General features: G+C 66.6%; 16 protein-coding genes and 2 pseudogenes. 11 read left to right on the forward strand and 7 right to left on the reverse strand.

Translation table 11 applies throughout. The features are described from left to right. The first annotated feature begins 172 nt into the window (after window positions 1-172). Together HIV01_RS16250 and HIV01_RS16255 are read left to right on the forward strand one after the other, a co-directional pair. Window positions 173-5,794: an ESPR-type extended signal peptide-containing protein gene (locus HIV01_RS16250; RefSeq protein WP_200608866.1), complete on the forward strand. Its 5,622-nt coding sequence runs from the start codon at window positions 173-175 to the stop codon at window positions 5,792-5,794. Between the two features lie 112 nt (window positions 5,795-5,906). After that, window positions 5,907-6,734, forward strand: coding sequence for an OmpA family protein (locus HIV01_RS16255; protein ID WP_200608864.1), 828 nt, complete (start codon window positions 5,907-5,909; stop codon window positions 6,732-6,734). A gap of 161 nt (window positions 6,735-6,895) precedes the next feature. Here the strand turns inward: HIV01_RS16255 and HIV01_RS16260 are convergent, their stop codons facing one another. The 3 genes and pseudogenes from HIV01_RS16260 to HIV01_RS16270 form a co-directional block, all read right to left on the reverse strand. Continuing rightward, window positions 6,896-7,537: a response regulator gene (locus tag HIV01_RS16260; protein ID WP_200608862.1), complete on the reverse strand. Its 642-nt coding sequence runs from the start codon at window positions 7,535-7,537 to the stop codon at window positions 6,896-6,898. Between the two features lie 489 nt (window positions 7,538-8,026). Continuing rightward, window positions 8,027-8,716 (reverse strand): annotated as a pseudogene (locus HIV01_RS18415) (CheR family methyltransferase); the annotation flags it as partial. Between the two features lie 212 nt (window positions 8,717-8,928). Beyond that, window positions 8,929-9,402, reverse strand: coding sequence for a hypothetical protein (locus HIV01_RS16270; protein WP_200608858.1), 474 nt, complete (start codon window positions 9,400-9,402; stop codon window positions 8,929-8,931). A gap of 225 nt (window positions 9,403-9,627) precedes the next feature. Here HIV01_RS16270 and HIV01_RS16275 point away from each other — a divergent pair, with 225 nt between their 5' ends. The 9 genes and pseudogenes from HIV01_RS16275 (at window position 9,628) to HIV01_RS16315 (ending at window position 22,138) form a co-directional block, all read left to right on the forward strand. After that, window positions 9,628-11,256, forward strand: coding sequence for a TldD/PmbA family protein (locus tag HIV01_RS16275; protein ID WP_200608856.1), 1,629 nt, complete (start codon window positions 9,628-9,630; stop codon window positions 11,254-11,256). Between the two features lie 50 nt (window positions 11,257-11,306). Beyond that, window positions 11,307-12,641 (forward strand): TldD/PmbA family protein, encoded by a 1,335-nt coding sequence (locus tag HIV01_RS16280; protein WP_200608854.1) that lies wholly within the window; start codon window positions 11,307-11,309, stop codon window positions 12,639-12,641. Window positions 12,642-12,709: 68 nt separating this feature from the next. Beyond that, entirely contained in the window at window positions 12,710-14,335 is a 1,626-nt protein-coding gene (locus HIV01_RS16285) for a TldD/PmbA family protein (RefSeq protein ID WP_200608852.1), read from the forward strand. After that, window positions 14,332-15,033, forward strand: a complete 702-nt coding sequence (locus tag HIV01_RS16290) for a DUF4159 domain-containing protein (RefSeq protein ID WP_200608850.1) — start codon at window positions 14,332-14,334, stop codon at window positions 15,031-15,033. Before HIV01_RS16285 ends, HIV01_RS16290 begins: the two co-directional genes overlap by 4 nt. A 22-nt stretch (window positions 15,034-15,055) precedes the next feature. Further along, window positions 15,056-16,051 carry an AAA family ATPase gene (locus HIV01_RS16295; RefSeq protein WP_200608847.1) on the forward strand — a complete coding sequence of 332 codons (996 nt, stop codon included), beginning with the start codon at window positions 15,056-15,058 and terminating at the stop codon, window positions 16,049-16,051. 11 nt (window positions 16,052-16,062) lie between these two features. Next, on the forward strand, window positions 16,063-16,977 hold the full coding sequence (locus HIV01_RS16300; protein WP_245156844.1) for a DUF58 domain-containing protein: 915 nt from the start codon (window positions 16,063-16,065) through the stop codon (window positions 16,975-16,977). Further along, a complete protein-coding gene (locus HIV01_RS16305; RefSeq protein ID WP_200608845.1) occupies window positions 16,974-18,134 on the forward strand; it encodes a BatA domain-containing protein in 1,161 nt (386 codons plus the stop codon). The genes HIV01_RS16300 and HIV01_RS16305 overlap by 4 nt, the downstream gene beginning before the upstream one ends. A gap of 5 nt (window positions 18,135-18,139) precedes the next feature. Then, a pseudogene (locus HIV01_RS18420) lies at window positions 18,140-20,297 on the forward strand (hypothetical protein). Next, entirely contained in the window at window positions 20,294-22,138 is a 1,845-nt protein-coding gene (locus HIV01_RS16315; RefSeq protein WP_200608843.1) for a hypothetical protein, read from the forward strand. Before HIV01_RS18420 ends, HIV01_RS16315 begins: the two are co-directional and overlap by 4 nt. 6 nt (window positions 22,139-22,144) lie before the next feature. Here the strand turns inward: HIV01_RS16315 and HIV01_RS16320 are convergent, their stop codons facing one another. The 4 genes from HIV01_RS16320 to HIV01_RS16335 all read right to left on the reverse strand — a co-directional run bounded on the left by HIV01_RS16320 (window position 22,145) and on the right by HIV01_RS16335 (window position 24,715). Then, a complete protein-coding gene (locus HIV01_RS16320; RefSeq protein WP_200608841.1) occupies window positions 22,145-22,492 on the reverse strand; it encodes a GFA family protein in 348 nt (115 codons plus the stop codon). A 66-nt stretch (window positions 22,493-22,558) separates the two neighbouring features. After that, the gene (locus HIV01_RS16325; protein ID WP_200608839.1) at window positions 22,559-23,053 is read right to left on the reverse strand and encodes a nuclear transport factor 2 family protein; all 495 of its coding nucleotides are present in this window, start codon (window positions 23,051-23,053) and stop codon (window positions 22,559-22,561) included. 28 nt (window positions 23,054-23,081) lie between these two features. Next, window positions 23,082-23,570 (reverse strand): DUF2269 family protein, encoded by a 489-nt coding sequence (locus HIV01_RS16330; RefSeq protein ID WP_200608836.1) that lies wholly within the window; start codon window positions 23,568-23,570, stop codon window positions 23,082-23,084. Continuing rightward, on the reverse strand, window positions 23,567-24,715 hold the full coding sequence (locus HIV01_RS16335; protein ID WP_200608835.1) for a saccharopine dehydrogenase family protein: 1,149 nt from the start codon (window positions 24,713-24,715) through the stop codon (window positions 23,567-23,569). Before HIV01_RS16335 ends, HIV01_RS16330 begins: the two co-directional genes overlap by 4 nt. Window positions 24,716-24,811 lie beyond the last annotated feature (96 nt).

Consider the following 24,811-nt stretch of genomic DNA (forward strand, 5'->3'; position numbering starts at 1 on the left):
GGAGAGAAGTGCCGATCGATTGACTAATGGATGGACGCAATGTGCTCCCCTTGAGGCCGTTCTGATGGTGCTGTTGCAGTCGCATCACAACAATGCGTATTCGCACTGGTGCCCGAGCAATGGAGGGCAACGGCTGCGTTCCTTGTTACTGGACCTCGGAGCTAGATCCTTCATGAATACGATTTACAACGTTGTTTGGAACTCAACGACCGGCACCTGGGTCGTTGCGTCGGAGATGGCCAAGGGCCGCAAGAAGAAGCCTTCCACGACCAGTGGCGCGGCCGCGGCCGCAGCCGCAGTTGGTGTGGGCACGATGTTGCTGGCCGGCGGGGCCATGGCAGTGGGAAGCCGATTGCCGTCTGGTGTAATCGCAACCAAAGCTTACGGCGGGCTGGTCCTGTGCCAGTCGGAGAGTGACTTCAGTACGGTCAAGGGCATGTCGTCCGGCACCCTTGGCTCGACCGGCGCGCTTTGCAACGGTGGTCCCGCTATCGATTACGACATGTCGTTCGGGCTTTTCAACCGAAGCATTAATCAATATGGCGGGGGGTATGGGTACGACGCTACCGCGAGCGTGACCGGATTCGCCGATGGCCTTCTTGAGGTGAGGGGCACCCAGGGCATCAGCATGCTCAACACCACGCTGATGAACAACAACAAGATCACGGAGTTGGCGGCCGGCTCCGTCAGCAGCAGCAGCGCGGAGGCCATCAACGGCAGTCAGCTGTATGCCCTGCAGACGCGGGTCGATAACCTCTCCACCTCCGGTGACGTGAAGTACTTCCACACCAACACCAACCTTGGTGATTCGGTGACGACCGGCGAGCACTCCATTGCGATCGGTGGCAACGCCGCTTCCAAGGGCCTGTGGAGCGTGTCAATCGGTACGAACTCCCAGGCCACCGGCTCCAACAGCGTCGCCATCGGTAACAGCTCGGTTGCCGATCGCAACACCAGCGTCTCGGTGGGTAACTCCGGAACGCAGCGTCAGATCACCTACATGGCTGCGGGTACGCAGAACACCGATGCGGTCAACGTCTCGCAGCTCAAGGGCGTGACCACCGCGCTGGGCGGCGGTGCGCAAGTCAATACCGACGGCTCCGTCAAGGCGCCGTCCTATGTGGTGGGCGGCAACAGCTATAACAATGTGGGCGATGCCATCTCGGCGGTGTCGACCTCGGGCAGTGACAACAAGTACTTCAAGACAATCGGGGGCGGCGAGGCGCAGGTCTCCGGCAACAACTCCTCCGCTATGGGTTCTGGCGCCGCTGCTACTATTGCGTATGGCACGGCGGTCGGTTCCGAGGCAAAAGTCACGGGCTTCGAGGGAACGGCCGTGGGTTACGGCTCGAAAGTGACGGGTTACATCGGCACGGCCCTCGGTTTCGCGTCTGAGGCGAGTGGCAAGCGCTCGATAGCGATCGGTTCTCTGGCGATTGCCGATGCCGACGCCGAAAACGGTATTGCTATCGGCCGCCAGTCGCATGTGACGGCTAAAGAGGCCGTTGCGCTGGGCTCCGGTTCGCTGGCCAATCGCGAGTACACCGTATCGGTTGGTAACGTGGCGTCGGAGGGAGTCCCGGCGGTTACGCGTCAGGTGGTCAATATGGCCGCCGGCACGCAGAACACCGACGCGGTCAACGTCTCGCAGCTCAAGGGCGTGACCACCGCGCTGGGCGGCGGTGCGCAGGTCAATACCGACGGCTCCGTCAAGGCACCGACCTACAACGTTGCCGGCGGAAGCTTCAACGATGTTGGCAATGCCATCGCCGCGATGGATGCCAAAAACAGCGCCGGCATGAAGTATTTCCATACCAGTTCGACGCTGGCCGACAGCCAGGCGAACGGCGTCGAAAGCTTGGCCATTGGTGGTAACGCCGTTGCGACGGAGAATGCAGTAACCATCGGTGCCAACAGCAAGACGTCGGCTTACGGCGACGTTGTGATCGGCATGGACGCCAAGTCCATAACCAACGGCGCGAATAATGTTGGCAACGGTTCGACGGTGGTGGGGTATGCGGCCTCCAGCACTGCGATGTCCGGCACGGCGATCGGCAACGGTGCGACGGCGAACGGCATCTCCAGTTCGGCTCTCGGCCGGCTGTCCAAGGCCACGGGCCTCTATAGCGTGGCGGTAGGTAGCCGCAACCTGGCGCAGGCGGATAACTCGGTGGCGCTCGGCTCGCGCTCGCTGGCCGATCGCGCGAACACCGTTTCCGTGGGCGCGGCAACGCCGTTCGTGGATGCTGCGGGCAATCCCCAGGTGGCCAGCACGCGCCAGATCGTGAACATGGGCAAGGGCGTAGAGGACACCGATGCCGTCAACGTCTCGCAGCTCAAGGGTGTGACCGCCGCGCTGGGTGGCGGTTCGGTCGTGAGTGGCGATGGCACCGTCACGATGCCGGTCTACAAGGTCGGCGACAAGGACCAGATCGGTATCGCTGCAGCGATCGACGCGCTCGACAAGAAGCCCGGTGGCTCCAGCCCGAATGCGGTTGTGTACGACGGTGACGATCACCTGCAGATCACCCTGGCCGGCAAGGATGGTGCTGCCACCAAGATCACCAACGTGGCAGACGGCAAGCTGGAAGCAGGATCCAAGGATGCCGTCAACGGCGACCAGCTGTACAACGTCAAGAAGGACCTGGATGTAATTGCTCCGAAGCTGAAGTACCTCAAGTTCGGCGTCACCAAAGCCGACGAAGCGAACGCGGGCGGTGCAGACAGCGTGGCGATCGGCGGCAACGCCTATGCCTCCGGTGCCAGCTCGCTGGCACTGGGATTGAACGCGCGATCCTCCTCCCCCAATACCCTGGCCGCAGGTGTAGGTTCGCTGGCCGGTGCCGACAGTGCCGTGGCGCTGGGTAGCGGTGCGCGCGTTCTGGGTGCCAACTCGGTGGCACTGGGTGCTGGTTCGCAGGTCGGTTCCACCGATACCTGGGTGGTGTCGGTCGGCAGCGGGGCCAACAAGCGCCGCATCACCAACGTGGACGACGGCAAGGTCGATACCGACGCAGCCACGGTCGGCCAGATGAACAAGGCCATTGCCATTGCGATCGCGCCGAAGAGCAGCAGGTCGTTGTTGGTGCCGTTGGCAGCCCCGACGAGCAGTGTGCCGGTCGACAAGTTGATCGCAGCCGGCCCGACTACGCTAGGCGACCAGCTCCAGGTGAGCGGCGAGGATGCACTGGCCATTGGTCTGAACACCCACGCCACCGCGGACCATGCAGTGGCCAACGGTTCAAACGTCACCGTGACGAAGAAGGATGCCGTTGGCGTCGGTTCGAACGTCACCGCCGGTGGTGAGCGTAGTGTAGTGATTGGCACCGAGGTCTCTGCGACCGCCGACGATACAGCCGTGTTCGGTAGCCACAGCGCGGCGGAGGCTGTGAACAGCGTGGCGATTGGCGCGTACGCCAGCGTCGTGTCGACCGCCGACGGTTCGGTGGCGATCGGCCGCGATACGCTGGCTGAGGCAAAGGGCACCGTGGTACTGGGTCAGGGCAGCACCGACGACCTTCGTGCCAACACGGTTTCGGTGGGCACCTCCGGTGGCGCTGGAGTCAAGCGCCAGATCATCAACGTGGCCAAGGGCACGCTGGACACCGACGCGGTCAACGTCTCGCAGCTCAAGGGCGTGACCGATGCACTGGGTGGCAAGGCAGGCGTCAACGGCACGAACGGCACCATCACGGCCCCGGACTATGTGCTCGACAAGGGCATCACGACGGTGCACAACGTCGGTGACGCGATCACCAACATCGATGGCCGCGTCACCAACATCGTCCAGGGCAAGGCCGGTCTGGTGCAGCAGGCCAATTCGGGCGCCGATCTGACGGTCGGCAAGGACACCGACGGCGTGGGCGTGAACTTTGCCGGTACGGCCGGCGTTCGCATTCTCCGCGGCGTTGCCCCGGGCAAGATGGACACCGATGCGGTCAACATCTCGCAGCTCAAGGACGTGGCCTCCGTCATCAGCAAGGATGCGACCGTGGATGCCGCCACCGGAAAGGTCACCATGCCGGCCGTCACGGTCGCTGGCAAGGAGTACGACGACATCATCGCCGCGATCAATGGCGTTGCCACCGGCACCAGTCCACTGGGTGTGGTGTATGACAATGACACCAAGGCCTCGGTGACCTTCGGTGGCGGCGTCAATGGCACCGCGCTGAAGAACGTGGCCGCAGGCGTGGTCAGCACGGACAGCAAGGAAGCCATCAACGGCGGCCAGCTGTTCGCTGCCGGCAAGTCGGTGGCAGACGCCCTCGGTGGCGGTGCGACGATGGGTTCGGATGGCAAGGTGACCGCGCCGACCTTCAACATCGACGGCAAGGACAAGAACACCGTCGGCGATGCACTGGAAGCTGTGGAAGCGCTGGCGAAAACCGGCAATACGCTGGGTGTGGCGTATGACGATGAGAGCAAGGCCTCGGTCACGCTGAACAACGGCGGTGCCCCGGTCAAGCTTGGCAACGTCAAGAACGGTGTTGCACAGAACGATGCCGTCAACTTCAGCCAGCTGAAGCCGGTCGTCGATGGTCTGGGTGGCGGTGCCGAGGTCGATCCGACCACCGGCGCCGTCACCGGTCCGACCTACGAGCTTGAAGGGGGTAAGACCGAAGTGCACAACGTCGGTGACGCGATCACCAACCTCGACAATCGCACCACGCAGAACACCACCAACATCCAACAGGTGATTGATGGCAAGGTCGGCCTGGTGCAGCAGGAGGCTGCGGGTGCGAAGCTGACGGTCGGCAAGGACACCGACGGCACCGAAGTCAACTTCACTGGCAAGGCCGGCGACCGCAAGCTGACCGGCGTGGCCAAGGGCACCGCTGCCAACGATGCCGTCAACGTCTCGCAGCTGGGTGGTCTCATCGATCCGAAGGGCGATCTCCGCGACGTGGTGCTCTACGACACCGACTCCAACAAGGCCACGGTCACCTTCGGTGGCGGCGCCAACGGCACCGTGCTCAACAATGTGGCCGACGGCCGCATCGGAGCCGGCAGCCGCGAGGCCATCAACGGTGGGCAGATCGCGGCGATCAAGGATGCCCTGGAGGGCAAGATCACCAACATCGACAACCGTGTGACCAGGATCGAGAACAACGGTGTCGGTGGCGGTGCTCCGGGCTACATCTCGGCCAATGGCCTGGGCGGTTCGCCCAAGCCGGCCGACGCAGGCAACTCGCCTGGTGTGGCGATGGGCTTCGACAGCAACGCCAGCGGCGATGGTGCTTCGGCGCTCGGTGACCATGCCACGGCTGCTGGCAAGAACAGCGTGGCGATCGGCAACGATGCCAAGGCTACCGCCGCCGGTACCAACTCGGTCGCATTGGGCAATGGCTCCATCGCCGACCGTGCCGACTCGGTCTCGGTGGGTTCGGCCGGTCACGAGCGCACGGTGAGCAATGTCGCTCGCGGCACCGCCGATACCGATGCCGTCAACGTGGGTCTGTTGAATGACCGCATCAACGCCCTCGGTAACTCGTCCAACGCCTACACCGACAAGATGGTCAACGACGTGTGGAGCAACCTCAAGGAAGAGATCGACCACTCCAACCGTCAGGCCAACCGCGGTATCGCTGCAGCTTCGGCGCTGATCAACGTCACCCCGTACGTTCCGGGCCACACCACCGTCAACGCCGGTGTTGCCGGCTACCGCGGCGAGTCGGCACTGGGCGTGGGCGTGTCGCGCTGGAGCGAGAACGGTCGCGTCAACCTCAACGCCGGCGTGTCCGCGGCGCAGGGTGACGAGCCGGTGTACCGCGTCGGCATCGGCTACATCTTCTGATCGTAGCCAGGCAACGAGCATGGCGGCCCTTCGCGGGGCCGCCATTGCCCATCCACCTTCTTCACTTCGATGGCGCACGAACGTGCGCCATCGCTTCATCGAGAATCCCCTTATGTTCAATCCCCATCGTCTGACAGCGGCGCTCATGACGATCGCCGCGACGCTGGTGCTTGCCGGCTGCGGCACGAGAACCCTCAGCCAGGTCCACGACGGCAAGACCGATCAGCCGGTCTGGCCGGATGCGGCCAAGGTCCATCCGCTCATCCCGCAGACCATGCATCCCGAGCTGGCGACATTGGCCAAGGTCGTCCCGGGTGCAGCCAAGCTCGAGGTCTATCGCCTTATCGGCCACCCCATGTACCGCGAGGGCACGGTCGGCGTGCACGAATGGGACTACCTGTTCAAGCTGCCGTCGGGTGAGCCGGGCAAGTACGTTGACTGCCAGTACAAGTTGCTGTGGAACGACGAGATGCGTTTGACGCAGACCTGGTGGAATCCGGAACTCTGCGCTGCACTGGCCGGCGTCCCGGCTCCGGGCGAGCCGGTCGCGCCGCAGGAACCGCACGTCGCGGCGGCCACCGAGATCTCGGCCGACACGCTGTTCGATTTCGACAGCGCGCGCTTGGCGGCGGACGCCCCCGAGGCGATCGACCAGCAGGTACTGAAGGTGCTCGACGCCGCCGAACGGGTCGAGACCTTGCGCCTGATCGGCTACGCCGATCGCCTGGGCAGTGCTGGCTACAACCTGGACCTGTCCAGGCGCCGCGCCGAATCGGTGAAGGCCTACCTGGTGGCGAAGGGTGTGCCGGGCGAGGCCATCGATACCGAAGGCCGTGGCAGTTCCGATCCGGTGGTCCAGTGCAACGATCGTAATCGCAGGGCGTTGATCGACTGCCTGAAGCCCAACCGTCGCGTGCGCGTCGAGGTGATCGCGCGCTGAGATTCGGAGGGAGTTGCCAATGTGGCGAAACCCGCCCCGGAAACGGGGCGGGTTTTTTTGTTCGCCATTCCCGCGAATGGCGGGAACCCATGGACGTTGCCTTGGAACTGCGCGCCAGCACAAAAGATCCCGCCTTCGCGGGAATGACAGGGCGCCCTGCGCTAAACCAGCAGACCCTTCTCGCGAGCGTAGTTGTAGATCTCGCGGTCATTGCGCAGGCCAAGCTTGGCCATCGCGTCCATCTTCTGGCGGCTGATGGTCTTGGCACTGCGCTCGAGTTGCGCGGCGATCTGCGACACGGTCATCCCGGAGGCGAACATGCGAATCACCTCCGACTCACGCGGCGACAGGCGCATTTCCCTGCCGCCCGGGGCGGCCGCCTGGGCGGCGTTGATCTTCGAGCGCAGGTCGGTACTGATGTAGGTCTGCCCCTGGCTAACCGCGCGCACTGCTAGTCCCAGTTCGTCGAGTGCGTCGGCCTTGTTGAGCAGGCCGCGCACGCCGGTGTCGAGCACCGCCCGCAACAGGCCGATGTTGCTCACCATGGTCAGCACCACCAGCGGAGTCAGCGGCCATCGCTGGCGGACCAGCTCTAGCAGGTTGAGCCCGTCGGTGATCTGTCCGCCGGGCATGTTGAAGTCGGTCAGGATCAGGTCGAATGAATCGTGCTCCAGCGCCTCCACCAGCGCGTCGGCCGAGCCGACTTCGACGAATGGGCCGTACTCGCCGCTGCTCTCGAGCAGCTCTCGGATGCCGGAACGAACAATGGGATGGTCGTCGGCGATGATGATGCGAAGCGGCATGGGAGTGGGTGCGTATGCGGGGGGGGCGAGCGAAGGGGCGAGATCGCTTTGCGCGATCAGCAGGAATGAACGCTGCGTCGGCGGGGGTGCGCCATCGATGGAGTATAGTGCTGTAGCGATCATGGTGATGTACGAATATTTCTTGTGACATCACTATCGCGCGATGCCCGCAGGCGTCGACGAATCCGTATTGCTCATCGACACTGCCAGCACCGGAGCGTCGACCGCCAAGACCGCATCGGGTCGATCGATCGCATTCTCCTGTCTGCGTTCGTCCGACGAGGCGACGCCGAACACGGTCGCGTACCGGTAATGCCAATCAGCGCGCTGGTAATCGATGGGTTCGTGCGACCAGCGAGTCCACGGCCAGTCGCCCTTGGTGGGGTCTGCGGTGTGGATCTCCTCCAGGTATCGCGTCATCGGCTTGAGTCCGAGCGATTGCGTGACGCGCGACTTGAGATCCAGGTCGATCCCGTCCAGGACCAGCGTGCCGCCTGGAACGATGAGCTTCACCAGGCCCCTCAGGCACGCCTCGGCGATGGCATCGTCCATCGGCCCGAGCACGTTGCACGCGATCACCACGTCCTGCGGTCCGATGATCGCCGCGAGCCCGGGATCCGTCGCATCGGCTACGGTCCAGCTGACGCCTTCGCGGATCCAGTCCTTGATCCGGAAGTCGCCTTCGGGCGTCATGTCCATGATGTCGTTCAGCGCGTTCGGAACGGTCGTGAGTACCTTCGCGCCATTGAGTTCGAGCGTGCCGCCCTGGGGTGATGGTGTCCTGAGCCGGTAAACGCCCTTGCGGGCCACCTCGATCACGTTCGCCGATGTGTCGATTCCACGGGCGACGACCTGCAGCCACGGGTGATACCGGCGCAGCAGCCACAGCGTGGAGTAGAGCTCGGCACCGACGCTGCAACCGATCGATGCAATGCGCAGTGGCTGTCCACGCGGATGCGCGGAAACCACCTCGGTGAGCAGGCGCAGCTGCGCGATGTTGCGCAGGAACCAGGTGTAGTGCGTCTGGTCCCGGTATGTGCCGCGAACGTAGTGATCGTAGAAGAACGTCCCGATCCTGCGGGCTGGCCGTGTCTGGCGCAGCGCGACCGGCAGGCGACGCCAGATGTGGCGGACGAACGGGACGAACGGTTTGATTGTCAGTTCCAGCAATCTGCTCATCTGGGCTTCCCCGGGCTCCAACGCCGTGCGGTCGCACACAACCGCAGAGGGCCGTGCGCTGTCGTGGACGTGGGTAGCCACCAAGCCTGGGATTGGACCGCGAGCGCAGTGGCGTGCGATTCGTGCCGGGGGTCAGGGACTGACCGGCTCGACCGACTGGGCACTGCCTTTCGGGTCAATGGAAGTCAGGCCGTCGGCGACGGCCTTCGACCTCAGGCGATCGGAGGCCTGAATGGTGCCGCGTGTTGCAACCGGGGAACCGGCACGCAATCGGGAGTGGGCACGGGCGATGCCCGCGTGTCGACCAGCACCCATGGCGTGGCCGAGGCATCGACCGATGCGCCGGCAAAGCAGGGCTGCATCAGCGTGTGGGCACCCTTGGCATGCGCATGGTCGCAGTGCGGGGCGCAGGGGTCGGTGTCGGTGTGATCCTGGTCCGACGTCGCGGTCACGTCACTGCCATGGTCATTGGCGAGCAGGTCGCATCCCAGCCCCGGCGCCGGCCGCGCCATCAACCCGAGCAGCAGTAGCACCAGGAAACTGGCGCGCAGGACGCGGGAGAAGGGGCGGAGGGATCGAGGCACGAGCGTGGAATGCGACCGGTTCGGGACTGCGGCATTGGTTTCAACGCTTTGGGGGCAGGGCATCGGCCACACGGCGGCAATCGCCGAAAATGCATTGACCATGCCGATTGTGGCGGGTCGCATCAGGCCGGTTTACGCGGGCCCGTCAACAGGCGCCGACACAGTCCACACTTCGGCGTATCGAGCGCTGTGCGCCCTGGTCATATAGCCCGAACGTCACTTGACGGGCCGTAGCGCCCCTGAGCACAGTCGCGGGGGGCCTTTGCCTTCGTCTCTTGCCGGGTGTGGCAGCTGCTGCCGCGCCGGCCTTTCCGGGGAGTTACACAAGTGGATAGACGCTCATTCCTGTCGATGACCGGCGTTGGTGTGGCCGGGCTCATGCTGCCCTTCGGTCGTGCCATTGCCGCCGAGGCGCTGGTGGAAACCATCGACGTGGCCAAGAAGAAGGCCCTCGCCGACGCCGCCATGGGCGCCGCGACCGCCGCCGGCGCGTCCTACTGCGACGTGCGCATTGGCCGCTACCTGCGCCAGTTCGTGATCACGCGCGAGGACAAGGTCCAGAACGTGGTCAACACCGAGTCGACCGGCATCGGCATCCGCGTGCTGGTCAACGGCGCATGGGGCTTTGCCGCCACCAATGAACTGGGCACCCAGGGCGTGGTCAAGGCCGCCCAGCAGGCTGCCGCGATCGCCCGCGCCAATTCCAAGCACCAGACCACGCCGGTGCAGCTGGCCAAGGCGCCGGGCGTCGGCGAAGTCTCCTGGAAGACGCCGATCCGCAAGAATTCGATGGAAGTGCCGCTGAAGGAAAAGGTCGACCTGCTGCTGGGCGTCAACGCCGCGGCGATCAACGCCGGTGGCAGCTTCGTCAACTCGATGCTGTTCCTGGTCAACGAGCAGAAGTACTTCGCTTCGACCGACGGCAGCTACATCGACCAGGACGTGCACCGCATCTGGGCGCCGATGACGGTCACCGCGATCGACAAGGCCACCGGCAAGTTCCGCACCCGCGACGGTCTGTCCTCGCCGATGGGCATGGGCTTCGAGTACCTCGACGGCGCCAGCGCCGGCAAGGTCGTCTCGCCCAACGGCGTGGTCAACTACGGCCTGTCGTACGACATGATGGAAGACGCCATCGCCTCGGCCAAGCAGGCCAAGGCCAAGCTGACCGCACCGTCGGTCAAGCCGGGCAAGTACGACCTGGTGCTCGACCCGTCGCACACCTGGCTGACGATCCACGAATCGATCGGCCATCCGCTCGAGCTCGACCGCGTGCTTGGCTACGAAGCCAACTACGCCGGCACCAGCTTCGCCACGGTCGACAAGCTCAAGGACAAGTTCAGGTACGGCTCCGACAACGTCACCGTGTTCGCCGACAAGACCCAGCTCGGCAGCCTCGGCGCGGTCGGTTTTGATGATGAAGGCGTCAAGACCAAGAAGTGGAACCTGATCAAGGACGGCACGCTGGTCGACTACCAGACCATCCGCGACCAGGCCCACATCCTGGGCAAGACCGAGTCCGACGGCTGCTGCTATGCCGACTCGTGGTCGAGCGTGCAGTTCCAGCGCATGGCGAACGTGTCGCTGGCGCCGGGCAAGAACAAGCTCAGCGTCGCCGACATGATCAAGGACGTCGAGAACGGCATCTACATCATCGGCGACGGTTCGTTCTCGATCGACCAGCAACGCTACAACGCCCAGTTCGGCGGCCAGCTGTTCTACGAGATCAAGAACGGCCAGATCACCCAGCAGATCGAGGACGTGGCCTACCAGATCCGCACGCCGGAGTTCTGGAACGCCTGCGTCGCCGTCTGCGACGACAGCGATTACCGCCTCGGCGGCTCCTTCTTCGACGGCAAGGGACAACCCGGCCAGGTGTCGGCGGTCTCGCACGGCTCGAGCACGGCGCGCTTCAACGGCATCAACGTCATCAACACCGCCCGCAACCTCGGCTGATCGTCAATTTTCCCGTTTCCGCGAGCGGAAACGGGCCGGAGAAAACAACAATGAGCATCTTCACCGAAGAACAGGCCAAGGCGATCCTCGACAAGGTCATCAAGCTGTCCAAGGCCGACCAGTGCACGGCGCAGCTCGAGGGTTCCATCGACGGCAACATCCGCTTCGCCCTGAACAACATTTCCACCAGTGGCATCGTCGACAACACCGAACTGGCCGTTGAAGTGGCCTTCGGCAGCCGCGTCGGCACCGCCACCATCAACGAGTTCGACGACGCCGCGCTCGAGCGCGTGGTCCGTCGCGCCGAAGACCTCGCCCGCCTGGCCCCGGAGAACCCGGAGTTCATGCCGGCGATCGAGAAGCAGGCCTACAAGGCCAGCCCGACCTTCAGCCCGGCCACCGCCGCCATCACCCCGGAGTACCGCGCCCAGGTCGCGGCCAACTCGATCGCCCCGTGCAAGGCTGAAAAGCTGATCGCCGCCGGCTTCCTCGAGGACGGCCAGAGCTTCGTCGCGTTCGCCAACTCCAAGGGCAACTTCGGCTACCAGAAGGCCACGCGCTTCGACTACACCTGCACCGTGCGCACCGAAGACGGTCGCGGTTCGGGCTGGGTCGGTCGCAACCTCAAGGATGCCGACGACTTCAAGGCAGACCAGGACATCCGCACCGCCATGCGCAAGGCCACCGAATCGGCCGAAGCCAAGGCGCTGGAGCCGGGCAAGTACACGGTGATCCTGGAGCCGGCGGCAGCGGCGGGCCTGATCTCGTTCATGATGAATTTCTTCGACGCGCGCCAGGCCGACGAAGGCCGCAGCTTCCTGTCGAAGAAGGGCGGCGGCAACAAGCTCGGCGAGCAGGTCTACGACCCGCGCGTGAACATCACGGCCGACCCGTGGGACGAGCGCGCTCCGGTGCTGCCGTGGGACGGCGAGGGCCTGCCGCGCGAGAAGATGGCGATCGTCGAGAACGGCAAGGTCGTGGCGATGCAGTACTCGCGCTACTGGGCCAAGAAGCAGGGCAAGCGCGCCGTCGGCGAGCCGGGCAACCTGCTGGTCGCCGGTGGCGACAAGACCACCGCGCAGCTGGTGGCCAGCACCCAGAAGGGCATCCTGGTCACCCGCACCTGGTACATCCGCATGGTCGATCCGCAGACCGTGCTGCTGACCGGCCTGACCCGCGACGGCACGTTCTACATCGAGAACGGCCAGATCAAGCACCCGGTGAAGAATTTCCGCTTCAACGAGTCGCCGGTGATCATGCTCAACAACATCGAAGAACTCGGCAAGCCGGTGCGCGTGGCCGGTGACGAGTCCTCGTTCGTGATGATGATCCCGCCGATGAAGCTGCGCGATTTCACCTTCACTTCGCTGTCGGATGCGGTCTGACGCCTGAGCCGTCATCCCCGCCTGCGCGGGGATGACGGGTAGTAGTTTGTTTGTCGAGTAATCACCTGATGCAACGCCGCGACTTCCTGAATCTCACCGGCCTCTCGCTCGCCGCGATGGCGCTGCCGTTTGGCCGCAGCATCGCCGCCGAGGCGCTGCTCGAACCGGTTGATGGTGCGCGCCGCCGGCTCCTCGCCGACGCCGCGCTGACGGCCGCCCGCGCCGCGGGCGCGCAGTACTGCGACGTGCGCATCGGGCGCTACCTGCGCCAGTCGGTGATCACCCGCGAGGCGCGGGTGGAGAACATCGTCAACGGCGAGTCCTCCGGCATCGGCGTGCGCGTGCTGGTCGATGGCGCCTGGGGCTTCGCGGCGACCAACGTGCAGACCACCGATGCGGTGGCGGCCGTTGCGCGCCAGGCCGCCGCGATAGCCAAGGCCAACTCGCGCCACCAGACCAGGCGCGTCGAGCTGGCACCGACGCCCGGCGTCGGCGAGATCAGCTGGGCCACGCCGATCCGCAAGAACGCGATGGCGGTGCCGATCAAGGAGAAGGTCGACCTGCTGCTCGGCGTCAATGCCGCGGCAATGAAGGCCGGTGCCGACTTCTTCAACTCGACGCTGTTCCTGATCAACGAGCAGAAGTACTTCGCCTCCACCGACGGCAGCTACATCGACCAGGACGTGCACCGGATCTGGCTGCCGATCACCGCCACCGCGGTGGACAAGGCCAGCGGCAAGTTCCGCACGCGCAACGGCCTGTCGGCGCCGATGGGCATGGGCTACGAGTATCTCGACGCCGATCCGGCCGGCAAGTTCAAGCTGCCCGGCGGCATCACCGCCTACGGCCGCAGCTACGACGTGATGGAAGACGCCATCGCCAGTGCCCGCGATGCCCGCGCCAAGCTCAAGGCGCCGTCGGTGAAGCCGGGCAAGTACGACCTGGTGATCGACCCGACCAATCTGTTCCTGACCATCCACGAGAACGTCGGCCACCCGCTCGAGCTCGACCGCGTGCTCGGCTACGAGGCCAACTACGCCGGCACCAGCTTCGCCACGCTCGACAAGCGCGACGAGGGCTACCGCTGGGGCAGCGACATCGTCAACTTCGTCGCCGACAAGACCCGCCAGGGCAGCCTCGGCGCGGTCGGTTACGACGACGAGGGCGTCAAGACGAAGCAGTGGGACCTGGTGCGCGACGGCATCCTCGTCGACTACCAGGCCACGCGCGACGAAGCGCATATCCTCGGCCACAAGGAATCGCACGGCTGCAGCTATGCCGACTCCTGGTCGAGCGTGCAGTTCCAGCGCATGGCCAACGTCTCGCTGATGCCGGGCAAGAAGCCGCTGAGCGTGGCCGACATGGTCAAGGACGTCGAGAACGGCCTGTACATCCATGGCCGCGGCTCGTACTCGATCGACCAGCAGCGCTACAACGCGCAGTTCGGCGGCCAGCTGTTCTACGAGATCAAGCAGGGCAAGGTCACCGGCCTGGTCGAGGACGCGGCTTACCAGATCCGCACGCCGGAATTCTGGAATGCGTGCAGCGCGATCTGCGACGAGCGCGACTTCCGCCTCGGCGGTTCGTTCTTCGACGGCAAGGGCCAGCCGAGCCAGGTCTCGGCGGTGTCGCACGGATCGAGCACCACGCGCTTCAACGGCATCAACATCATCAATACCGCGCGGTCGATATGAACCGCGCGCAGTTCCTCCGCCTGATGCTGGCGGGCGCGGCGGGGGCGGTGCTGTCGCCGCTCGCGCGCGCCGCCGGCGTCGAGTACGACTTCTGGCTGACGCGCCTGAAGTACGACTCGGGGGACTGGGATGTCGACCAGCGCATGCCGGCCAACCTGATCACGTCGCTGATCGACTACACCAACCTGCGCGTGGACCCGAAGGAACACGTGCTGGCGCTGGCCGACCCGAAGATGCTGACCGCGCCCTTCTGCTACCTGGCCGGGCACAAGCTGGTCGAGTTCAACCCGGATGAGCGGCGCAACTTCGAGCGTTACGTGCGCAATGGCGGCTTCGTCTTCGTTGACGACTGCAACCATGACATCGACGGTTTGTTCGCGCGCTCGTTCGAAGCGCAGATGTCGTCGATCTTCGGGCCGAAGGCGCTGCGCAAGCTGCCCAACACGCACGCGCTTTACCGCAGTTTCTTCACCTTCAAGGACGGCCCGCCGGCCACGGGCTTCGAGCTCAACGGCTGGGGCGACGACCTGGTGCACGATTACCTGCAGGGCATCGAGATCGACGGCCGGCTCGGCGTCCTCTACAGCAACAAGGATTACGGTTGCGAGTGGGACTACGACTGGCGCAACAAGCGTTTCCTCGCCGAGGACAACACCAAGTTCGCGGTCAACATCGTGATGTACGCGTTGAACAGCTGATGCCAGAGCACCCGAGACCCTCATGAACAACACCCCCACCGAAGCCGACATCCAGGCCCAGCTCGCCAGGCTCGGCACCCTGCGCACCGCCATCGCCCAGGCCATCGTCGGCCAGGAAGCGGTCGTCGAGCAGTTGCTGATCGGCCTGCTGGCCGGTGGCCACTGCCTGCTCGAAGGCGTGCCTGGGCTGGGCAAGACGCTGCTGGTGCGCTCGCTCGGCCAGGCGCTGGAGTTGCAGTTCCGGCGCGTGCAGTTCACGCCCGACCTGATGCCCAGCGACATCCTCGGCACCGAGCTGCTGGAAGAAGACCATGGCACCGGCCATCGCCATTTCCGCTTCCAGCCGGGCCCGATCTTCACCAACCTGCTGCTCGCCGACGAGCTCAACCGCACCCCGCCCAAGACCCAGGCGGCGCTGCTGGAGGCGATGCAGGAACGCACCGTCAGCTACGCCGGCGTGACCCATCAGCTGCCGGCGCCGTTCTTCGTGCTGGCCACGCAGAACCCGCTCGAGCAGGCTGGCACCTATCCGTTGCCGGAAGCGCAGCTCGACCGCTTCCTGCTGCACATCCGCGTCGACTATCCGAGCGAAACCGAAGAGCGCGACATCCTTGCCCAGACCACCGGCACGCGCCATTCCGAGGTGCCGCAGGTGATGCACGGCGAGGAAGTGCTGGCGCTGCAGGCGCGCGTGCGCGAAGTGCACCTGGGCGACGATCTGCTCGCCTGGATCACCCGCCTGGTCCGCGCCAGCCGCCCGAACGAATCGGCACCGGCGGAAGTGAAGCAGTGGGTGAAGTGGGGCGCCGGCCCGCGTGCCGGCCAGTCACTGGTGCTCGCGGCCAAGGCACGCGCGCTGCTGCACGGGCGCCTGGCGGCAACACGCGAGGACATCGTCGCGCTTGCCGCGCCGGTGATGCGCCATCGCCTGCTGCTGTCGTTCGCCGCCGAGGCCGAGCAGAAGAGCGCCGACGACGTGATCGCCGCGCTGCTGCGCAGCGTGCCGTTCGCGGGTTGATCGCAGGACGCGTGACCAGTCCCGGTTCCAGCTTCGTCGACTTCATCCCGCCGCAGGTGCGTGCGCGGCTGAAGGACCTGCGCCTGACCTCGCGACGCGCGGTCGGCCTGCAGGGCATCGGCCTGCACCACAGCCGCAGCCGCGGCGCCGGTCTGGAGTTCGCCCAGTACCGCGCATATGAGCCCGGCGACGAGTTGCGCCAGGTCGACTGGAAACTCTACGCACGCTCCGATCGATTCTTCGTCCGCGAGGCCGAGCGTGAAAGCCCGCTCGCGGTGTGGTTGCTGGTCGATGCCACCGCCTCGATGGCGCAGGAAGACGCAGCCCGCCCCGGCTGGTCGCGCCTGTCCGCCGCCAAGGGCCTGGCCGCCTGCGTCGCCGAACTGGCCTTGCGCCAGGGCGACCGCTTCGGCCTGGCCGTGCTCCACGGCGACGGCGTGCGCGTGCTCGCGCCTGGAAGCGGCCTGCGCCAGCGCGATCGATTCATGCTCGAACTGCAGCGCGTCGAGGCCGGCGGCACCTGGCCGTCGGCCGAGCGCCTGCGCCCGTTGTGGGAACGCATCGGCGCCGGCGACCTGGTCGTGCTGCTCAGCGATGCCTTCGACGAAGGCGCGCTGGAAGTGGTGACGCGGCTGGCAGCCGCACGCCGCGAAGTCGCCGCGATCCAGATCCTGACCGCCGAGGAGCGCGACTTCCCGTTCCGCGGTGGCCATGTGTTCCGCGACCCGGAAACCGGCGAAGAACTGCGCGGCGATGGCGTGGCGATGCGCGACGAGTTCCTGCGCCGCTTCGAGGCGGCACGCCGCGAACTCGACGCGCGCCTGGATGCCAGCGGCATCCGCCATGCGCGCTACGTGCTCGACCAGGCACTGGACCTGCCGCTGCGACGCCTGTTCGGTTCGCGCGATGCCGCGGAGTACGCATGAGCCTGGCGTTCCTGTTGCCCGCCGGCCTCGCGGCGCTCGCCGCGCTGCTGCTGCCGCTGCTGATCCACCTGGCGCGGCGCAGCGAGCAGCGGCCGATCCAGTTCGCCGCACTGCGCTGGCTGCGGCAGAAGCCGAAGCCGCGTCATCGCATCCGCTTCGACGAATGGCTGTTGCTGGCGCTGCGGCTGTTGCTGCTGGTCGCGCTGGCGCTGCTGTTGGCGCGACCGGTGATGGTCGGTGGCGCGAGCGAGGCGCCGTGGATTGCCGTGGTACCGGGCGTGGATCTGAAGCAGGCGCGCGCGGTGCAGGCGCCCGAGAACGCGCGATGGCATTGGCTGGCGCCGGGCTTCCCGTCGCTGGACGAGGCGGCGCCAACGGCGTCCGCGCCGGTGACCAGTCTGTTGCGCGAAATCGATGCTGGATTGCCTGAGGGTGTCGCGCTGACCGTACTCGTGCCCGAACAGCTCGCGGGCGTCGATGCGCAACTGCCGTCCTTGAGCCATCGCATCGAATGGCGTGTGCTGCCCGGTGCGATGCCGGTCGCGCCCGCGCAGCCGGAAGCGGCTGCGTTCGCGCCAAGCATCCGCTACGCCCCGCAGCGCGAAGCGGCGATGCGTTACATGCGCGCCGCACAGGCAGCGTGGAAGGGAGGCTCGACGGTCGCTTCCGACCAGGCACCCCTCGCGCAACCCTTGCCTGCCAACACCCGACAACTGATCTGGCTGGCGCCCGGCCCCTTGCCCGCCGCGATCGACACGTGGGTTCGCGAAGGCGGCACTGCGCTGCTCGATCACGACACCGCGCTCGCCAACCTCCCGGCGACAACGGTGCTGTGGCGTGACCCCACTGGCGCCCCGCTGGTCGAAGGCGCGGCATACGGCAAAGGCCGGGTGATGCGCTTCAGTCGCGAGCTGGCGCCGCAGTCCATGCCCGTGCTGCTGGAGCCAGACTTCCCGCAGCAGCTGCGCAGCCTGTTCGATCCACCGCGAGTTGCGCCAACGCGCGTTCTCGCCGCAACGCATGAACCGCTGACAGGTGGCCCCGTGTTCCCGCAGTCGCCGCGCGACCTGCAACCGTGGCTGGTGCTGCTGATCGCGTTGCTGTTCCTGGGCGAACGCTGGCTTGCGACCGGCGCACGCCGGACGGTGGCGCCATGAGCGCAATGACCGTCCTGCAACGCGCATTGCAGCAGGCACGCTGGCGTCGCGGCCTCGATGCCGCGTTGCGCTGCCTGCCGTGGCTGCTGGTCGCTGTCGCACTGGCCTGGCGCCTGGGCGGAGCCGCCGCGGCGTTGACGGTGCTGGTGATCGCGGCCGTGGCAACGGGGGCGTTCGCCTTCCATCGCGCCCGCACGCTCGACACGCGCTGGCTGGTCCGCGAACTCGATGCCCGCCGTGCCGACATGGACGACAGCACCGACCTGCTATTCGCGCCGGCCGCCGTCATGACCGGCCTGGAGCGACTGCAACTGGGTCGCCTGCAGCAACGCATCGAGAGTGCCCCGCCACCGGACCTGCGTCCGCGCTGGTCGACGCGTGTGCATGCGATCGGCAGCGGCGTCGCCATCGTTGCGATCGCGGCGATCCTGCTGTGGCCCGCACGCCCGGGCGCGACGTTTGACGATGTCCTGTCGAGCGTCGGCGTCACTCCGGCCGCGCCGACGCAGACGAGCATCGTCCAGCAACGCCTGCAGATCACGCCGCCCGGTTACACGCGCCAACCCGCGCGCGACGACGCCACCCTCGATGCCAAGGCACCGCAGGGCACGCGCCTGCAATGGACGATCCGTTTTGCGCCGCAGCCGGCATCGGTGGAACTGGTCTTCCACGACGGCCGCCGCCTGAAGCTCACCCGCGAAGGCGACGACTGGCGCGGCAGTGACGTGCTCGCCCGCTCGGCGCTGTACCGCATCGTCGTGGCCGGTGCCCCGCCGCTGCAGCCGGCGACGCTGCACCGTCTCGACGCCATCCCCGACCGCGCGCCGCAACTGCGCGTGCTCGAACCCGACCGCAGCCTGAGCCTGATGACGCAGGGCCAGCGCAGCTGGGCGCTGGCGTTCGAGGGCAGCGACGACTACGGCGTCGCTTCCTCCGGCACGCTGCGCATCACCCTGGCGCAGGGCAGCGGCGAGAACATCACCTTCCGCGAGCAGTCGATGACGATTGCCGGTAGCAGCAGCGGCAGCGGCAGCGCGACGGTCAAGCGCTACGCCCATCGCCTCGACCTGGCCGCGCTCGGCCTGGCTGCCGGCGACGACCTGATCGTGCAGCTGAGCATCAACGACAACCGTACCCCGACTGCGCAATCGGCACGCAGCGCCAGCCTGATCCTGCGCTGGCCGTCCGACCTGGGTACCGAGACCACCGGCCTGGAAGGCATGGTCAAAGAAGGTGCTGCCGGCGTACTTCCGCAGCCAGCGCCAGATCATCATCGACGCCGAGGCGCTGCTGAAGGAGAAGCGCAAGCTCGAGGCCGACAGCTACGTGAAGCGCAGCGACGCGATCGGCGTCGACCAGCGCATCCTGCGACTGCGTTACGGCCAGTTCCTCGGCGAAGAAGCCGAGGGCGACCCGAAACCGCCGCCGACCAACGATGCCAATGACGCGCATGGCGCCGACGAAACGGCCGAGGCACCCGCCGACGAGCATGGCCACGCCGAAGCGGGCGGGGCAGGGAAGTTCGGTGAGGAGGGCGCGGTGCTCGAAGAGTACGGCCACACCCACGATCACGCCGAAGCGGCCACGCTGCTCGATCCGGAGACGCGCAAGATCCTCAAGTCGGCCCTCGACGAGATGTGGCAGTCCGAAGGTCACCTGCGACAGGGCCATCCCGAGCTGGCCCTGCCGTACGCCTACCGCGCGCTGCGTTTCATCAAGCAGGTGCAGCAGGCCACGCGTATCTATCTTGCCCGCGTCGGCCCGGAGCTGCCGCCGATCGACGAGAGCCGGCGCATGAGCGGCGATCGCGCCGGCCTGGCGCGCCGCGACGACGCGCTGGTGGCGGCCGACATCGCCGACCCGACGCTTGCGGCGCTGTGGAGTTCGCTGGACGCATCGCAGGTTCCCGCCGCGCCGATCGACTTCACCGCGCTCGAGCGCTGGCTGCGCGAGCACGAGACGCGCTTGGCGGATCCGCTCGCGTTCGTCGCCGCGATCGAAGCGCTGCGCGCCGATCCCGATTGCGCGACATGCCGCGCCGACCTGCGCGCATTGCTGTGGCCGCTGCTGCCGCGCCCGGCCACGGCCGTGCCACGGCGCAATGCCGGCGATGCCGCGGGGCGACGCTACCTGGAGGCGTTGCGCCAGGAGGAACTGAAGTGACCGCGCCAGCCTTAAACCTGCCGATGCTGGTGGCCGTGCTGCTTGCCGTCGCGATGGCGGTCGCGTGCGCGCGCTTGCTGCACCGGCAGTGGCGCGCGCCGCCGGCGCAACGCTCGCGCGGGTGGCGCGTTGCCTTGCTGCTGCTGGCGCAACCGGTGTGCGCGACGTTGCTGTACTTCGCGCTCGTGCCACCTTCGCTGCCGGGTGAAGCCGGCACGCTGATCGTCGCCACCGCCGGGGCGACGACGGCGCAGCTGGGTGCGGGCCGCGGTGGCGAGGCGTTTGTCGCCTTGCCCGAAGCAACAAAGCTGGCCGATGTCGAACGCGTCCCGGATCTCGCCACGGCACTGCGTCAGCATCCGGGCACGCAGCGCGTGCGCATCGTCGGCGCGGGCCTCGAAGCGCGCGATCGCGATGCCGTCCGTGGCCTGGCAGTGGAGTTCACCGCCAATGCATTGCCACGCGGACTGGTCGAACTGCAGGCACCTCGCCAGGTGGTAGCGGGTGCGGACTTCGTGGTCGCCGGGCGCGCGCACGATCTGCGTGGCGGCTCGGCCGAACTGCTCGATCCGGGTCGGCGCCGTGTCGATCGCGTCGCACTGCCGGCCGACGGACGCTTCACGCTGACCGCAAGCCCACGAGTCGCCGGCACCGCCAGCTTCACCATTCGCCTGCGCGATGCGCGGCAAGCCATCGTCGAAGACGTCGAATTGCCTGTGCAGGCAACTGCGGCAACCCCGCCGCGCGTGTTGTTGATGGCCGGTGCGCCTGGTCCGGAAGTGAAATACCTGCGCCGCTGGGCGCGTGACGCCGGTTTGACGCTGCAGACCCAGGTCTCGGTGGGCGGCGGCATGCAGCTGGGCGATGCACCGATCGCGATCAATGCCGGCAACCTTGGCCGATTCGACCTTGTGATCCTGGACGAACGCGCCTGGTCCGCACTCGGCGACAGCCAGCGTGCCGCCCTCACCGATGCAATCAACAACGGCCTCGGTGTGCTGCTGCGGGTCACCGCTGCACCATCGCCGGTCGAGCGTCGCCGCTTGCAGGCGCTCGGCTTCGCGGTCGCCGGCGGCAGCGATTCGGCGACGGTGAAACTTGCGCCCACTGCGCACGACGAGGACGCCACCCGTGCACGCATCGGACCCGGCACACCGGACGCGCCCAGGCTGCACGACGCGGCATTGCCCGACATCCCTGCGTTGACGCGACGCGACCTGCGCATTCCGCCCGGCGACGCAGTGCCGCTACTGCGCGACGACACCAGCACCTGGATGGGCGCATGGCGCGCGCAAGGGCGCGGACGTATCGCCTTGTGGACGCTGACCGACAGCTACCGCCTGGTACTGGCCGGTCGCGACGATCTGCATGGCGAAATGTGGAGCACCGCGCTGGCGACGATCGGCCGCGCGCAGGCCCGTAACGACCTGGTGATCGAAGGCGAACCGCGCCAGCACGAACGCATCGCACTGTGCGCCGTCGGCACGGCCGCAAATGTCAGGACGCCGGCTGGCGACACCGTCGAGCTGCTGCGCGACCCGGCCACCGGCCCGCGCAACTGCGCGGCGTTCTGGCCGCGCCATCCCGGCTGGCACCAGCTGCGATCCGGCGAGCAGTCGCTGTCGTTCTTCGTGCGCGCACCGGCGGCCGCGCCGGGTCTGCATGCAGGTGAGATACGCGATGCGACATCGCGCCTCGCCGCCGGTTCCGCCGTTACGGTCGCGGCATCGGCCTCGGTTCCCGGTCACCCCGGCGAGCGTTGGCCCTGGTGGCTGGCGTGGCTGCTGGCGAGCGCCGCCCTGTGGTGGCTGGAGCGCTCGCGCCTCGGTCGTCGAGTCTGACGAGCCTTACTTCGACTTGCCGTCGTACTCGTGGATCGGGATGGCGGCTAGGTCGATGCCCTCGAGGCAACGCAGGTTGATCGCGGCGACGGCGTTGCCCTTCGGATCAGTGCCTTCGCCGTAGGGATGGATGCCGCACACCGGGCAGAAGCGGTGTTTGATCACGTGCTTGTTGAACAGGTAGGTGCTCGCCGCGTCCTCGGGCGTCGTCAGCCGCATCTGATCGCGCGGGACGAACCACAGCAGCGATCCCTTGCGGCCGCACATCGAGCAATTGCAGGACAGGCCGCTGTCGATGGTGCCTTCCACCTCGAACGCGACGCGGCCGCAATGGCAGCTTCCCTCGTACTTCATCCTGGTGTCTCCAAAAGCCTGAGGGTGGATTGTCACCGATGGGCATTGAAGCCCATGTTCACGCGGCTATTTGTTCTCGCGGTGCCCGTAGCTGAGCACGCGGGTGATCTGCCACTTGCCATTGTTGCTGTTCCACACGATCAGGAAGTCAGCCAGCCCCTCGCATTTGCCGCTGTCGAACTGGCAGAAACGATGCGAGCCCTCCTCGATGGCGCCGAAATCCTTGATCGGGTAAACCTTGAGCGTGCCCGGCACCAGCTCGCGGCGGAAGTGGCCGCACACGTACTTCTCCGTGCTGGCGAGCATCTCCTGCCGCGACCAGGTCACGCCGCCGGTGTCGTGGTAGAACTCGACGTCCGGGGCGAAGTAGCTGGCGTGCTTCTGCAGTTGTCCCGGTTCGCTGCAGGTGTTGAACGCGGTAAACACCTCGGTATCCAGTGCCGAGATGCTGTCGAACAACGGATCTGCGGCCGCCTTCGTGCTGACGGGCCCGGAAGCGAACGACGCCCCCACTGCGGCGAAGGTCATCAGGGCGGCAATCAGCGGGATCGGCTTCTTCATGCGGGTCTCTGAGTCGGTGGGCGAGGGATCAGGGCAGCAGCTGCGACCACGTCGCGGGCTTGGCCACCATGAGGTAGAACACCGCCAGCATCGCGGCGAACGCAGGGTAGCCCAACGCCTCCCACCATTTCGCGTAACGCCAGTACCGGGCCGGCAGCTCATTGCCACCGTCGGCCGCCGCCGTCGCGATGGCTGCCATACGCACCTGCAGCCACACCACCGGCAACCAGAGGGCTCCGGTGATGAGGTAGAGAGCGATCGACAACGACAGCCATGGCGTCGCCAGCGGCCAGCCGGCCAGGTGCGCCATGAGGAAGCCACTGGCAGGCTGGATCAGGACAGCGGGCGTGGTGAACCACCAGTCCGCCCGCACCACCAGCCTCGCGACCACCGCCTGCGCCTGTACGTTGCCGCTACGGTTGCCGAAGAACAGATAGAACGCCGTACCGAATCCCGTGCCGACCAGCACGACGCTCGACAGGATGTGGATCCACTTCACCAGCAAGTAGGTCGTCATGCGGCGGTGGCGTCAGGCATGGGTTCGGAAGGGGACGAAACTGCTTCATCGACGATGTCGCTCACCATCTTCCAGCGTGCGAACTCGCCCTGGAACTCGGCCAGCTTCAGCAGCCCAGTGGCGGTGAAGGCGCCGGCCGGCATTGCGCTGCCGGCGGCCAACTTGCGGGCCAGCAGGATCGCGGGCATGCACGGAATCTCGGGTCCATGGTCGTAATCGGCGGCGATGTGCCAGGCGCGCCGGGCAGGGCGCCCGCGCCCATCGAGGCCTTCGACGCGGACGACCATCCCGCCCAGCGACGTTCCGAGGAAGTCGAAGACAACGGCGGTCCGATTCAACAATCCGGCCCATCGTTCCGGCCGCTTGAGCAGGCCACGACCACGCAGCGACGCCAGCACCGCAAAGGCGCGCTGCGTGAAACCGACCTCGAGCGCCGCCCGGAACATCACGCCGTCGCGCACGGCGTAGTGCGAGGGAAAGAGTTCGAGGTCGGGGATGTCGCACAGGGCGCCGATGCGCGGGCGCATGCGCAGGAAATCGACGCGCTCCGGCTTGGCCCAGCCCGGCGCCTCGACCCATTTCCCGCCGCGCCAGATCCGGATCGGCTCGCCGCAGTAACTGAGTACCGCCGCCAGCGTCGCCTTGCCGCGCGGCGCGGTCTGTGCAGGCGCGATGCAGATGTCGATCGAATCGATCGCAGCCCAACCCGCACACAGATGCTCGACTACCGCCGACGACAGGGCCGGAACGGTGCTCGCACCGGTGATGCCGACACGCCCGATGGTCTGGAATCGCTGATGCAGCGCCGCAGGGAAGTCGCAGACAAAGCGCCGGCCATCGGCCAGGTCGATGTAGTGCGCGCCGGCCTCGGCGGCGGCGTGGGCCACCGCGTACGATTGCCGCTGGAACGGCCCGGCCGCATGCACGACCAGCCCGACATCGAGCTGCCTGAGCGTCTGCGCGAAGTCCGGTGCAGTGAAGTCGACGGCCGCCGCGCTGGCGGTGCCATCAAGCGTGTCGACCAGCCGCTGCGCCTGGTCGCGATTGCGGCCGCCTGCCAGCAGGTCGATGGTCGGGTCGCCTGCGAGGGCGCGGCAAATCCGGGCGCCGAAGTTTCCGTAGCCACCCAGAACCAGTGTTCTCATCGAGCGCCGCCCCAGCTCAGAAACGTGTCGACAGTTTAGCTGCCGCAAGCTGTCCCGGCCTGGTGGGTCGTGCCGCGGACTGGCGTCCGACGATTG

The sequence above is a fragment of the Lysobacter arenosi genome, assembly GCF_016613475.2.
GTDB lineage: Bacteria > Pseudomonadota > Gammaproteobacteria > Xanthomonadales > Xanthomonadaceae > Lysobacter_J > Lysobacter_J arenosi.

What these genes read in the sequence shown, in the direction of transcription:
- HIV01_RS16250 (WP_200608866.1), top strand. Translation starts at nt 173, where the DNA reads ATGAATACGATTTACAACGTTGTTTGGAACTCAACGACCGGCACCTGG.
- HIV01_RS16255 (WP_200608864.1), top strand. Translation starts at nt 5,907, where the DNA reads ATGTTCAATCCCCATCGTCTGACAGCGGCGCTCATGACGATCGCCGCG.
- HIV01_RS16260 (WP_200608862.1), bottom strand. Translation starts at nt 7,537, where the DNA reads ATGCCGCTTCGCATCATCATCGCCGACGACCATCCCATTGTTCGTTCC.
- HIV01_RS16270 (WP_200608858.1), bottom strand. Translation starts at nt 9,402, where the DNA reads ATGGTCAATGCATTTTCGGCGATTGCCGCCGTGTGGCCGATGCCCTGC.
- HIV01_RS16280 (WP_200608854.1), top strand. Translation starts at nt 11,307, where the DNA reads ATGAGCATCTTCACCGAAGAACAGGCCAAGGCGATCCTCGACAAGGTC.
- HIV01_RS16285 (WP_200608852.1), top strand. Translation starts at nt 12,710, where the DNA reads ATGCAACGCCGCGACTTCCTGAATCTCACCGGCCTCTCGCTCGCCGCG.
- HIV01_RS16290 (WP_200608850.1), top strand. Translation starts at nt 14,332, where the DNA reads ATGAACCGCGCGCAGTTCCTCCGCCTGATGCTGGCGGGCGCGGCGGGG.
- HIV01_RS16295 (WP_200608847.1), top strand. Translation starts at nt 15,056, where the DNA reads ATGAACAACACCCCCACCGAAGCCGACATCCAGGCCCAGCTCGCCAGG.
- HIV01_RS16305 (WP_200608845.1), top strand. Translation starts at nt 16,974, where the DNA reads ATGAGCCTGGCGTTCCTGTTGCCCGCCGGCCTCGCGGCGCTCGCCGCG.
- HIV01_RS16320 (WP_200608841.1), bottom strand. Translation starts at nt 22,492, where the DNA reads ATGAAGTACGAGGGAAGCTGCCATTGCGGCCGCGTCGCGTTCGAGGTG.
- HIV01_RS16325 (WP_200608839.1), bottom strand. Translation starts at nt 23,053, where the DNA reads ATGAAGAAGCCGATCCCGCTGATTGCCGCCCTGATGACCTTCGCCGCA.
- HIV01_RS16330 (WP_200608836.1), bottom strand. Translation starts at nt 23,570, where the DNA reads ATGACGACCTACTTGCTGGTGAAGTGGATCCACATCCTGTCGAGCGTC.
- HIV01_RS16335 (WP_200608835.1), bottom strand. Translation starts at nt 24,715, where the DNA reads ATGAGAACACTGGTTCTGGGTGGCTACGGAAACTTCGGCGCCCGGATT.